The organism is Blautia sp. AM29-29 (assembly GCF_003480555.1).
GTDB lineage: Bacteria > Bacillota > Clostridia > Lachnospirales > Lachnospiraceae > Fusicatenibacter > Fusicatenibacter saccharivorans.
In genome coordinates, this window is record NZ_QUJD01000012.1 from 80095 (window position 1) to 92803 (window position 12709).

At 39.8% G+C, this 12709-nt stretch carries 12 protein-coding genes; 3 read left to right on the forward strand and 9 right to left on the reverse strand.

All coding sequences use genetic code 11. The annotated features are described in order from the left end of the window. Positions 1-128: 128 nt before the first annotated feature. Together DW769_RS10280 and DW769_RS10285 are read left to right on the forward strand one after the other, a co-directional pair. Positions 129-446 (forward strand): PadR family transcriptional regulator, encoded by a 318-nt coding sequence (locus tag DW769_RS10280; RefSeq protein ID WP_022463160.1) that lies wholly within the window; start codon positions 129-131, stop codon positions 444-446. A gap of 17 nt (positions 447-463) precedes the next feature. Then, the gene (locus tag DW769_RS10285; RefSeq protein WP_118750343.1) at positions 464-1519 is read left to right on the forward strand and encodes a DUF4097 family beta strand repeat-containing protein; all 1056 of its coding nucleotides are present in this window, start codon (positions 464-466) and stop codon (positions 1517-1519) included. 93 nt (positions 1520-1612) lie between these two features. Here DW769_RS10285 and DW769_RS10290 read toward each other — a convergent pair whose 3' ends face one another. From DW769_RS10290 to DW769_RS10315, 6 genes are all read right to left on the reverse strand, one after another. Beyond that, positions 1613-3535 (reverse strand): hybrid sensor histidine kinase/response regulator, encoded by a 1923-nt coding sequence (locus DW769_RS10290; protein ID WP_055221365.1) that lies wholly within the window; start codon positions 3533-3535, stop codon positions 1613-1615. Positions 3536-3613: 78 nt separating this feature from the next. Beyond that, the gene (locus DW769_RS10295; RefSeq protein ID WP_118750344.1) at positions 3614-3817 is read right to left on the reverse strand and encodes a hypothetical protein; all 204 of its coding nucleotides are present in this window, start codon (positions 3815-3817) and stop codon (positions 3614-3616) included. Between the two features lie 80 nt (positions 3818-3897). After that, complete coding sequence (locus tag DW769_RS10300) at positions 3898-6771, reverse strand: response regulator (protein ID WP_118750345.1); 2874 nt, start codon at positions 6769-6771, stop codon at positions 3898-3900. A 432-nt stretch (positions 6772-7203) separates the two neighbouring features. Next, entirely contained in the window at positions 7204-7383 is a 180-nt protein-coding gene (locus DW769_RS10305; RefSeq protein ID WP_028086473.1) for a hypothetical protein, read from the reverse strand. A 124-nt stretch (positions 7384-7507) separates the two neighbouring features. Continuing rightward, positions 7508-7726 (reverse strand): HTH domain-containing protein, encoded by a 219-nt coding sequence (locus DW769_RS10310; RefSeq protein ID WP_235853176.1) that lies wholly within the window; start codon positions 7724-7726, stop codon positions 7508-7510. Beyond that, entirely contained in the window at positions 7726-8016 is a 291-nt protein-coding gene (locus tag DW769_RS10315) for an ATP-binding protein (RefSeq protein WP_243105445.1), read from the reverse strand. Before DW769_RS10315 ends, DW769_RS10310 begins: the two co-directional genes overlap by 1 nt. Before the next feature lie 295 nt (positions 8017-8311). On the opposite strand from DW769_RS10315, the gene DW769_RS10320 reads away from it, so the two are divergent. Beyond that, positions 8312-9091, forward strand: a complete 780-nt coding sequence (locus DW769_RS10320; RefSeq protein ID WP_243105446.1) for a hypothetical protein — start codon at positions 8312-8314, stop codon at positions 9089-9091. Between the two features lie 163 nt (positions 9092-9254). On the opposite strand, the gene DW769_RS10325 is transcribed toward DW769_RS10320, so the two are convergent. The 3 genes from DW769_RS10325 to DW769_RS10335 form a co-directional block, all read right to left on the reverse strand. Continuing rightward, complete coding sequence (locus DW769_RS10325; protein WP_118750346.1) at positions 9255-9956, reverse strand: pilin N-terminal domain-containing protein; 702 nt, start codon at positions 9954-9956, stop codon at positions 9255-9257. Then, positions 9940-10794 (reverse strand): class C sortase, encoded by an 855-nt coding sequence (locus DW769_RS10330; protein WP_118750347.1) that lies wholly within the window; start codon positions 10792-10794, stop codon positions 9940-9942. Before DW769_RS10330 ends, DW769_RS10325 begins: the two co-directional genes overlap by 17 nt. Before the next feature lie 137 nt (positions 10795-10931). After that, positions 10932-12686: a SpaH/EbpB family LPXTG-anchored major pilin gene (locus tag DW769_RS10335; protein WP_118750352.1), complete on the reverse strand. Its 1755-nt coding sequence runs from the start codon at positions 12684-12686 to the stop codon at positions 10932-10934. Between the last annotated feature and the right edge of the window lie 23 nt (positions 12687-12709).

Consider the following 12709-nt stretch of genomic DNA (forward strand, 5'->3'; position numbering starts at 1 on the left):
AAATCCGCGGTTCTTTTCAAGTCATTTCCATGTACAAAATCGAACACATGGCAGGATAAAAATTTGGTTTGCTATATTGCATTATGATATAGTCTGTGCTATGATCTACTCAACAAGGAGGTGTTCATATGAATCCACAACTCAAAAAGGGCGTCCTCGAGCTCTGTGTCCTCTCCCAGCTGACAAAAGAGGACAAATACGGCTATGAGCTGACAGACGCCATTTCCCGCGAAATGTCCATCGCCGCAGGAACGCTCTATATGATTTTAAAACGACTCAAGGAAGCCGGTTACGTGGAAACGTATCTGCAGGAATCCGCATCCGGCCCTGCCCGGAAATATTACCATCTGACTGAAGCAGGAACAGCTTATCAGCAGGAGAAAAAACAGGAATGGCTGGATTTCACCCAGCAGATCAACCGACTGATTTCAGATGAAACGATCTGACGATAGAAAGGAAAATCATGATGAATACAACGTATGAAACTTATATGAATGCATTGAAACAGGGCCTTGCATCCTTTGATTCTGCCGCCGCAGAGGAAATTTTAAACGATTTCGAATCCCATTTCGCCGACGCCCGCAGCCAGGGTCTCTCCGATGAGGAAATCTGTGCGGAACTCGGCAATGTCGACGATGTCCTCGAATTTTTCCGTCAGGAATATGCCACAACGGAGCAGCCTGTTGCAAACGTGCTGCCACAGGAGAAAATCCACTCCAATTCTGAAGAAACACATCCGAACTACCCGTACGCCCCTTCCACCGCCATCACCGCTATGGAAATCTCCCTGCGGAACGCTTCTGCCGACTTTGCTCCGGGCACTTCCGCTTCGGTTGAGTTTGACTTTTCCGGCGACTTCGATCCGGACCGCTTCGAAGCAGGCATTGAGGGCAATACGTTCTGTCTGCGAGAGAAAAAGCTCATCCCTTCCGTATTCTGGAAACATCTTTTCTGCAATAATCACCAGAAAGAGGTGTTCTCCTTCCAGGTGCCGTCCACCGTACAGAAGCTGACGCTCCGCTCTTTGAACGGCGCGACCGGGCTTGATACCCTCTCCCTTACTACGCTCGAAATTTCCGCCACAAACGGCAAAATCACCGGCGATTCCCTTTCCGCATCCAGCTGCCGCATACAGGCTGCGAACGGAAAGATCGTCCTGACCCGTCTGCGCACAGACAGCCTCGATGTTTCCGCCACAAACGGCAGACTTGAAATCACCGGCGACTGCTCCCGCGCATCCTTAAACAGTGTCAACGGCAAAGTCCTCTTCGAGGGAACCTGTTCCGAGTACCTGACAGCAAAATCCGTCAACGGTTCCGTGAAACTCCATCTCCCGCACGACCTTGCCGATGCGTCCATTCATGCATCCACGACAACCGGAAAAATCCGCCTCGTCTCCAATGGAAGAACGGATTCCTACACAAAAACATTCACCCGCTCCGGTATTTCTGCATTCACCATTCAGGCAAGTACCGTCAACGGAAATGTCCTGCTCTCTGACTTGCCGGCAGAAAACTGACAAAAAAGAATGGACTGGATAAAATGTTTTTCTTTAGTCGACTGATATGTAAGAAGAACACTGACTACAAAATCAGTGTCCTTCTTTCTTCCTTTACATATATTTCATAATAGTCGGCAATAATACATTCATATCTATTGGTTTTGCAACATGATCATTCATGCCACTTGCCAAAGCCATCTTCTTATCTTCTTCAAACGCATTTGCTGTCATTGCAACAATTGGAATCTGCGATTTGTTACCGTCTTTCAGTTCTCGAATTCTCCTGGATGCTTCATATCCGTTCATAATCGGCATCTGAATATCCATCAGAATCAGACTGTAGTAATTTTGCTTTGCTTTGTTAAACATATCAATACATGCAACGCCGTTCTCCGCTCTTTCTATCATGATTCCCTCTTCCGTCAAAAGTTCCGTTGCAATTTCTGCGTTCAAGTCATTATCTTCTACCAGAAGAACCCTTTTTCCTTCCAGTTTTTTGATATTCAACTGACCGTCTGCATGTTTCGGATTCCTTTCTTCCGCATTTGCTATTTTTAATGGAAGCGTGATTGTAAAAGTAGAACCTGCTCCCGGTTTGCTCTGAACTGTGATCTTGCCATTCATTAAATCCACCAGTTTCTTCACGATTCCCATGCCAAGTCCGCTACCTTCTATTCCGCTGTCTGACGAAGATCGTTCCTGTGAAAATGATTCAAAAATATGTTTTTGGAATTCTTCTGACATTCCGATTCCGTTGTCTGCTATGATAAGCTCTAATACACTCCAACCTTCTTTTTCGCCGGGATATTGGTTCAATGTACAGCTTATGTTACCGCCTTCACCCGTGTATTTCACAGCATTACTCAAAATGTTAATCGTAATTTCAGATGATCTTGCATCATCCATATGCAGGTATGGATATCGAATGTTCTTATTGACTTTCAGTGTTTGATGTTTTTCTTCTATCGGTTTTCTAAACATATCAATACATAAATCAAAGTTTTTAGAAACATCTGTTATTGTTTCATCCAGCGTTGCTTGGTTGTTTTCGATTCGTGCTAATTCAAGAATGTTATCAATCAAATGCAGCATTTTCTTTCCGCACAATAATATTTTTTCAAAGTAATCCTCTAATATAGTTGGCTCCTTTAAATGTTTCTCTCCCAATTCTGCATATCCAATGATTGCATTCATAGGGGTACGAATATCATGAGACATATTAAATAGAAATGTTGATTTTGCTTTGTTAGCTGAATCGGCCAGTCTTGCAGCTTCCTGCAACAGTTTTTGCTGTTTCTGCTCATTTTCTTTTTGCTTCTTATATACAGAATATCCACAGGTACATAATATTACCAAAATACACGCTGTAATGCATCCCAGTACAATACTTAACTTATTCGTCTTCTCAACCATTCCATACGCTTTCTGCATATCCATTTCTATGCAGAAAGCACCTATCACTTCATTAGATTCATCTTCCGCTGTCACAGGATAACAGGCTGTAAAAATAGGTCCCCATGTTGTATCAACAATATCCTGAGAATATACTGTTTTTCCAGAAAGTGCTTTTTCTATATAAGGAACCATCTCCTTTTCAATCGGATCTCCTGGATGTCTGACGTCACCAGCCGATGGATCCAGTCCGTCTACAACGTAAATCAATCTACCGTCTTCATTTCTGGTTGCTGTGTAAATATATCTCGTAGAATTCAGCGTTCTGATTTCATTCATATATGTCGACATATTCTTGAATAGTTCTGTATTCTCATCAGCTTTACTTTTTATTTCATTAAAATCTTTTCGTCCCAGTCTGTCATTTACCAGCTTATGAACCGCATCTGCACTGGAAATATCTCGTTCAATTTCTGTTTTCAGAGCAGTTTTGGTATATGCTTGTTGTAAAATAAAAGTATATGCGACAACAGCCAAAATCACCATTGCCAGAAGGAATACCAACCGTCCCTCAAAAATTTTCCAATGATTTACCGGATTTTGATCTTTTCTTTTTTGTTTTATATAGTTATTTTTCATCATCGTATTTCACATGCCTTTTATCTAATTTTAATTTAATACAAAAACGTCTCAACTCTTCACGTATTTTACAAACATGGGTTACATTTCCAGACTCATCCCTTTTTTTACAGTAAAAAGCATCCTGTGCCAACTGCCATCACACATACGGTATTCTGTGGAAATGCATTCTTCCGCCTTCAATCTTGATGAAAGTGTAGAGATATCCAGAAATGGACGGATCAGCGAGCGGTATTCAGATGCAGCCATTGTATCACAAAACTGATACAGTTTCTGTTCTGTCATAACAAAATCCTCTCTCTATGTTTCCTGCCTGCTTATCCCATGCACCTGGAAGGCTCCTGATTGCTGCGGTTGCCTCATAATCATTCATGACAGGCATTTTGCTTTCTCAACTCTTCGCTTATGGTCTGCTTAATTTTTTCATCATCCAACGGCTTTGCAAGATGTGCGTTCATTCCTGCTTCCATACACCTTTCGGCATCTTCCCTGAATGCGTTTGCAGTCATAGCAATGATAGGGATAGTTTTTGCATCTTGCCGCTCCAGAGCTCTTATTGTTCTTGTAACTGTAAGACCATCCATCACCGGCATCATAACATCCATCAAAATAACATCATACGTTCCCGGTGCGGAAGCTTCAAAGTGCTGAACAGCTTCTAACCCATTGTTCACTGTTTCTACTTTAGCACCATTTTCCGTCAGCATGAATTCTGCTATTTCCGCATTCAGCTCATTATCTTCAACCAGCAATATCCTGATATCTGATATATCTGCATCAAAATCTTCTTTTTCTTCTGACCGTGCATTCGTATCAATTTTAAATGGAAGTATTACAGTAAAACAGCTTCCTTCACCAAGCTTGCTTTCAACGGTTATGGTTCCGCCCATCTTTTCTACAAGTTGTTTCACAATAGGCATTCCCAGACCTGTCCCATTATAATCAGAACGTGGGGAATTATCTGCCTGTACAAATGGAGTAAACAATTGATTTTTTATAAATTCTTCTGACATTCCAATTCCATTATCTCTTATTTTAAATTCACATGTCATGTGATCTTCTGATCTTTCAATCGTTCTCATACTCATGTAAATAAAACCATTCACCTTATTGTACTTCATACTGTTTGTAAACAGATTCATCAATATTTTTTTCAGATGAACTGCATTGCTCCAAACATATATACCACTGTAATCATCATGTTCTCCTATAACATGAAGTCCTTTTTCTTCTGCCTGAAAGTATAGCGACTCCGTGATTTCTTTACATACCTGATCCAGATTGATGGATTCATCACTAAAAACCACGGTATCCGATTCTAACTTTGCCATATCCAAAACATCATTTACCAATGATAATAGCAGTTTCGAAGACTCATTTATTTTATTCAGGCAATCTTTTGCCCGCACACCATCATTTCCGCTTTTTTCAAGAATTGTAAGCATGCCCATAATGCCATTGATCGGCGTCCTGATGTCATGAGACATGTTATTTAAAAAGGAAGTCTTAGCCTTATTGGCACTCTGTGCTTCTACAAGTGCATTTTGTAATTCCTGCCGTTTTTCTTCCAGTTCCTGATTCAGTTTTAATGCCTGTTCAGCAGATTTCTTGAATCTTTCCTCCGCACGTTTTGACTTCTTCCAAGAACGAAGAATGATACACAGAACAACGAAAAAAGAAATTCCAACGATAAGTGAAACTGTCAGTAAATTATCCTGAATAAAATCCCTCACTGTAACTTTTCGTGAGGAAGCATTATACGAAACTACTGCACCCGAAAATTGAGCTGTAGGCATAGATGTCAGTGTTTTATTCAGAATGGACAAAAGAACCGGTTCTCCCTGCCGAACAGCAAATGGAACATCGGCTTCTTTTGTCAGGAAAACACTATGAAGCTTATTATTTTTCAAATAGTCAGAAACAGTACCTGAACTGCTTACAATGCAATCTGCCTCCCCTTTCTGCATCGCTTTTACTGCTGCATCTGATGTCCCATATTCTATAATCTCCCATTTTGGATAATTGTATGAAAGATATGCCTTCAATGAAAAATTATCTTTTTCAACGGCAACTGTATTCTCTTTATTTTCATCAAAAGAATCCTTTGCCGTAATTGCTGCCATATTGAGAGTCAATAGCGTATCCGACAAAGCAACTCCTTTTGTTTCTGCAAAGTATGGATTCTGGTTTGTATGAAAAATCAGGTCTATTTTTCCATCCTGCAATGCCTGAAGCAGTTCACTTCTTGTATCATACCCCTTTAATTCAAATTCCAGAGTCTGACCTTGCAGACAATTTTCTGCAAGATCCACATAATCTGTGATAACACCTGTCAATTTGCCTGTTGATGGATCTACACTACTGATACCTCCATCCTGATTCAGATACCCTATCCTGATTGCTCCATGCTGCCCGATCCACTCCCTTTCTTCTTTTGAAAGAAACGAGCTGCTCTGTGCAGAAAGATAACGCCTGTAGAGATCATCAGTGTAAAATGGATTGTCATCCTTGATTCTGCGCATAGCACTATCCAGTGCTTCTTTGATATCCGGACGTTCTGGATTTATAGCGAAATAGATTTCTGTCTCTCCAATACTTGTAATCGGTGAAATATCCGATTCTTCCCAACGGGATTCTTCTACCGAAACAAAGCAGTCAATTTCGTGTTTCGACAGTTTGTCCATAACTTCTGCGGTATTAGAAACATTGACATGCTGCGTATGCAGACCATACTTTAACTCCCATTCGTTAAGCACATCCTCCGTTATATTATCTTTAAGCACACCAATATTTTTTCCCTCAAAAGAATCCAAATTTCCTGCTGTAAGATCCATATTGGATGCATCCGTATAGATGTAATATTTCTCTTCCCCCATAGGCATATCGGAAAAAAGCATATTTTCAGCACGTTCGTCTGTATAGGAAATGCCACCAAGAATATCAATTTCTCCATTTTCCAACTGTGTAAAGCAGTTTTTCCAATCACTTGTTATGTATTTATATGTCCATCCTGCATAACCTGCAATATCTTGAAGATACTCATAACCATAGCCGCTTCTTTCTCCCTTTTCATTGACTACATTATAAGTCTCCTCAAAAGATCCTACCCGGATAACATGATCAGAATTTTCTTGGGCAGATGTGGAAACAGGAAAAACAACCAAACATATCATTATGCAAAATATAAAATAACAAAATTTGAAATTTCTTATATTCTGTACTAATTTGCACTTCTTCATCTTTCTCCCACCCTCCAGGCTACAGTCGCTTGCTTGCTTGCAGATTTTAATTTTACATTCATTAATGTTCAATACCTCCACAACATTTTTATAAATATCTTTGCGACAGCTTCTGCTGTACTTTTACTATAATTATACTCTACAGCCAACTTGTGTCAATTTACTAACAGAGTAATTACATTCTTTTACTCCTTAATCTTGCTATTACTCTCCCCACAAATAGAGCCGAACTAGAGCCATTCGATAAAACAAATGCCGAAAACCCGCATAAATACAGGCTTTCGGCATTTTAGTCCGTTACTCGAACTCCTTTGCGGACTGCGTTTCATGACACGCAAAGGCTGTTATTAGAGGTTTATATTTCGAACATGCGTTCTGTTTTTGCGTTTTTCGCACCGCTTATGAAGAAATAAACTCCAAAATAACTCCATTTTACTCTTTATTATTTTGTTGTTCTTCTCTTGCGTACAGGAGATCCAATGCCTGACATACAACACCACTCATGCTCTGATAGTGTCTTTCTGCATACTCAACAAGTCTCTGTTTTTGTTCTGGAGTCACCCGTACTCGTATGTTTTCTTCTTTGCCATCTTTTGGTGTTTTTCTAGCCAAACATATCACTTCCCTTCCACAAGTACAGTTTACTACTGATTACTACAAAATGTCAATCTATTTTTGTTATTTATATATATATTCTCTTGGACTAATCTTGAGCTATCTTGGACTAATTTACTTCTCACTCCTGTAGATCTTTATCTACAATCTCCCAGTAACCATTCTTTGGAGATCCATGTCTTATAAGAATACCATACTCTTTTAACTTCTTAATATTGTTCTCAATATTTCGACTGGCAACCCCAATTTTTTCAGCTAACTTAACTGCTGATAATTGATGATCTTCTGAAAGTAACTTTATAATCTTTTGCTGTGTATCGTTGAGGTCTGTTCTCCACACTACCTCCGATGCTTCTCCGATGTTTCTCCGATGTTTTCTTTTCCATTTGTCATCGGAAATGAACTACGGAACAGCTCTACCCGAAACATATTATCGAATTCCTGAAATCTCGGCTTCGAAAATCCATACTCTTCTGCAGCATTAAGGATTCTTTTTATTCCGCTTCCCCATGCTTCTACAAGTCCCATCTGACTGAATATATTGGCAATGCCTTTATTCCGGATCTTCGAATGACCATTCATGACTTCCTCATAAGTTAATCCGTTATATAATCCACCCGGAGAAGTCACCTCCAGTCTGTCATCATAAACTGCGACCTAAATACAAGATTCATCCAACAGGTTACGGTGACAATGGGCGTTAATGATCATTTCCAATAAGCGGAGCTACCATAAAATCTGCCGGATCAGTAATCGCATCTGCCAGGAAAATGGACTTGCCACCAGTATGCCAACCGGAGAAAAAGGAAAAAGCTATAAAGAGAACATGGAATATCATCATGGCACCAGTTGAAAAGTCAAGCTACGTGTTGCAGTTGATAAGGCAATCTGGACTTCCATCAACTATGAGGAATTTCTACAAAAAATGCAGTTAGCCGGATATGAAGTCCGCCAAGGAAAACACCTGTCCTTCCGTGCACCGGAGCAGAAGGACTTCACTTACATGAAATCTCTCGGAAGTTATTATAGCGAAGAAAATGTCCGCATCCGTCTGGCAAAAAATCGTAGCAAAGTGAAAACTCCAAAGCATCTGTCCAAAGATGCTCGCCTGTATATCAATATTTCCACTTATGTTACGACCGGCAATCGAGAAGGATTTGAACGATGGGCAAAACTCAATAATCTGAAAGAGGCAGCCCGCACCTTCAACTATCTTTCCGAAAACAACCTACTGAATTATGAGGATTTCCAACAGCATGTTTCTGACATTGAAGCTTCTGTTAAAGCTGCCGATCAGAGAATAACACAAATCAACAGTGAGCTGAGCACACAGAAAGTCATTCAGAAACACTGCGATTCTTACCGGCTTTGCCGTAAAGTGATTGAAGATTGCAAATCTGCTAAAAATCCAAAATCATACCGCACCAAACATCAGGCAGAATACCAACTGCACGATTCACTAAAAAAAGAGCTTCAGGATCTCGGTGTTACCAAAATTCCAAGCTCTAATAAAATTCAGAAGCGAATTGAAAATCTTGAATCTGAACAGGCTGCTACTGTTCGGGAAAAACAGGAACTGCAGAAAAAGCAAAAGACACTGGATATCATCCGACAGAATTTCACAGCACTGCTCGATGCTCCTGAAATCAATTCAGATTTACTTCCGGCAAAGCGGGAATCTGTTGCTGTCACAAGAGATAAATAAGATTGCACTGGAAACTCGCTCATTTTCTTCCAAAACTTCCCAAGGTTTCAGCTCCTTTTCCTCCCAGGTGACACCATACGGTGCACCTCCGGAGGCGTTTGCCTTTGGATTATGCCAGTTATGTAGTTAAACGAAAAGACCGGGATTTCCCGATCTTCTCATATTATTTATGGAATTTTCTTTTGCATATACTAAATATGATTAAGGATATTCCCATTAAGGAAAGCCACATAATTACATTCGTATCGTCTCCCGTTTTTACATTTGGAGTATGACTGCTATTATCACCTGATGGTTCTTCTGAAACTGGTGGCGTATTCGTGGTAATTGGTGGTATCGATTCATTTTTAAATTTAGGCTCTGCCGTTACATTCCAAATTATCTGACCATCATAATTACCTGGAACTGTTATGATAAAAGGTTCGCTTTGATATACTTGATTTCCAATTTGTGTTTTTTGTGTCTGCACAAAAAGATACACACCTTTTTCCAGATCTCTGTACATAACTTCTCCATCGGAATTGGTCTTCCCTGATATTCCTTGGATGCCGTTATCCTGTATATATTTTCCCAGTTTTTTTGCAGCTTCTGCCTGAGCAGAAGAATCCTCAAAATCAAATATGACTCCAGACTTTGCAAACTCACTCACTAATGCCCATGAATTATTTTTATATGTTCCAACCTGATACATCGTAAATTCAGTATTACTTAGCTTATATACCGTGGTCTCATCTTCAACAGTTGCTTTTAATAATATACTTCCCTGATCATTCGCAGACACAGGTAACGGAATGAGGAGTAAAAGCATACACATCACACTGGCCATACACATATATATTCGCTTACGTTTAATTATTCTGCTCATGTTTTTTCTCCTTCCTGCGTTTATGAGATTTAATGCTCACCCATATGATGATCAAAGCAACAATTCCCCCAATCAATAGAATCAAATTGAATGGAATTGTATGATGAAGACCAACTTCCTCATCTATCTTCTGTGCCTCTTCATACGGAATTCTGGTGCCACGTACAAGCAGTCTGTGTGTATTAACTGCATAAGGAGTGCATGTGACCAGCGTTACATAATCCTTGCCTTTTTCAATTTGTAAAGCATCTGTATCTGATGGTAATACTGTAAGAATCTGATTCACCTGATAGGCAAAGGTATGATGAAGAACTTTAATATAAAATACATCTCCAACCTCCATCTTGTTTAGGTCGGTGAATATCTTGGCATTTGCAAGTCCACGGTGTCCGGATAATACCGCATGACAGCTCTCACCGCCTACCGGAAGCGAGGTGTTTTTCAGATGTCCTACACCTGACTGCAGTACTTTTTCGGATGTTCCATGATAAACCGGAAGAACAACATCAAGCTTTGGAATATCAATATATCCCATCATTCCAGTATCATCAATTTTCAAAAGTTTGTTATACTCATCATCTTCTGTCTGGTTTTCATTGCTTTCTGAAAATGGATCTGCTATGGAACCAATTCCGATCAGGCTTTCGTTGTAGTCCTGTGCCTGCTTGATCATTGCATTTTCCTGTTCTTCCGACAAATGCGAAACTTCCTGTTCATAATCTGTAGCAATGGTTGTGCTGTTCATCTGATTGATATAATTGCTCACCACCGGATATAGAATTAAAGAAAATGCCGCCAGATATCCGATTCCTCTTAGTATTTTTACTACTTTCTTCATAATACCTTTCACCTTTTCGTCTGTTTCTTCTGAAATACCCAGTCCACACTGGACATTTCAGAAAAAGCAGACATCCTCCCGGTGCAATACCGGGAAGATGAACTGTCTTTTTGTCCATTCTTAAACTTCAGAATGTCTTAGTTGTTTGCTTTCTTTTTGCCAAAAGCTTTGCTTGCTGTTAATGCACCGAAAAGAACGATACCAGCCAGTGTTACCATAAGGGCACCCTTGCTACCAGTAGATGGAAGCTGTGCACCTGTTTTGTTTTCTACAGCTACTTCTGGAGAAGTTTTTGTATCTTTAATTTCTTTACCTGTTGTTGTAGTTCCATTGTATGTGTAATCAACTGAATAGCTTGTCAGTTTGCCAGTTGTTTTATCATATACTGGTTTGATCTCAACCTTGATGTCGCTGAGAAGTTTGTTGTATCCGTCCGGAGCTTTTGTCTCTCTTAAGTAGTAAGTTCCAGCATCAAGACCTTTTACAAGAACTTTACCATCAGCATCAGATACAATTTTTGCAGAAGTAAAGTCTGTTGCTTTAGCTTCATCAGCTGTTGCCTGACGGTATACGCCGTTTCCTTCGTCTACAATATTAATCTTAGCATTTGTATCTGCTGCATCGCCTGCTTCGTTTGCCTTGTAAAGCTCGAATTCTGCATTTGCAAGTCCAGTCTGAGTCTCACCTTTTAAATAATATTTGAAGATTGTAAAATTGAAAGTATGTACATCTACGATGCTTGGTTCGGATGTACCTGTTCCATCTGACTTCGGATCATTACTGTACTCAACGACCGCCTTGTTGGTATTTGGATTCATACCGATAACAGCATCTTTGTTTAAGGTTGCAGTATAAACGACTGTGATTGTCTCGCCTGTACGATTCTTATATAAATTATAGAAATCATTAAAATTAAGAGTTAACGTATGTGTTCCATCGTTATTTGTTGTATAAGTCGGTAAGTATGTATTTGCTTCTGTTTTACCTGCTTTAAGTACTGTATCTCCAACTTTTACAGACAGTACTTCTTTTAAATCCAGTCCTTTGGATAAGGTATCGCTAAATTTAAAGGTATAAGAATTATATCCTGTCATATCCGGTACTTTAGAAGTCAGCTGGTAAGTAACGGTGTCACCAATCGCAAAATCCTCAGCTTTCTTTTCATCTGCTGCACCATGTGGTGCAATGGTATCCTCAGGAGCGTTCTCATCATCTTCACCTAAGACTCCCTGATGAATACCTTCCCATGAAGGATTCACAATAGCACCAACTGTAAGTCCACTTCCACTCTGTGCTGGAATAATTTTCTTGTCTACTGTCGGGTAATTACTCTTCATATTAACTGTAGCATCATTACCTGTAACACTGACTAAAGAAGCTACGGATTTTACTGCTTCATTTCCAGGTGCTGTAGATGTATCTGTTGCACCTAATGGATAAACTACATAGTATCCATAATCCAGGTTACTAATTACTGTAGTAGTATCGGTTGTAGTTGCAGTTGTATGAGTAGCCTCTACAGTTGCAGTATTTTCAAGAATCCATCCCATGATATCTTTTGCAAACGCTGCGCCATTACTTCCATCTGTTCCGACCTGATCTTTAACATATGCATATGCTTTTTCACTTAATGCTTCACCTTTCAATGTAGAAGCATCAGTAATTTTGCTCTGGAAGAATCCTTCATATGCACTGTTCAGTGTATATGCTACACTATCGCCACTTTTTGTTGCTGTAAAAATCTGATACAGATCCAGAGTCTTTCCTGCTACTGTATTGTTAACTGTCAGTGTGCCTTTTGAAGCTTCTGCTGCAAATGCAGTCATGCTCATGGACAGTATCATGGTCATTGCCATCAGAACTGCCATAAATCTTGATACTAATTTCTTCATGTTCTTTTTCTCACTTTCTTTTG

Coding starts and splice junctions, on each gene's coding strand:
- DW769_RS10320 (WP_243105446.1), top strand. CDS start 8,312: ATGCAGTTAGCCGGATATGAAGTCCGCCAAGGAAAACACCTGTCCTTC.
- DW769_RS10290 (WP_055221365.1), bottom strand. CDS start 3,535: ATGATGAAAAATAACTATATAAAACAAAAAAGAAAAGATCAAAATCCG.
- DW769_RS10330 (WP_118750347.1), bottom strand. CDS start 10,794: ATGAAGAAAGTAGTAAAAATACTAAGAGGAATCGGATATCTGGCGGCA.
- DW769_RS10325 (WP_118750346.1), bottom strand. CDS start 9,956: ATGAGCAGAATAATTAAACGTAAGCGAATATATATGTGTATGGCCAGT.
- DW769_RS10280 (WP_022463160.1), top strand. CDS start 129: ATGAATCCACAACTCAAAAAGGGCGTCCTCGAGCTCTGTGTCCTCTCC.
- DW769_RS10300 (WP_118750345.1), bottom strand. CDS start 6,771: ATGAAGAAGTGCAAATTAGTACAGAATATAAGAAATTTCAAATTTTGT.
- DW769_RS10335 (WP_118750352.1), bottom strand. CDS start 12,686: ATGAAGAAATTAGTATCAAGATTTATGGCAGTTCTGATGGCAATGACC.
- DW769_RS10285 (WP_118750343.1), top strand. CDS start 464: ATGATGAATACAACGTATGAAACTTATATGAATGCATTGAAACAGGGC.
- DW769_RS10295 (WP_118750344.1), bottom strand. CDS start 3,817: ATGACAGAACAGAAACTGTATCAGTTTTGTGATACAATGGCTGCATCT.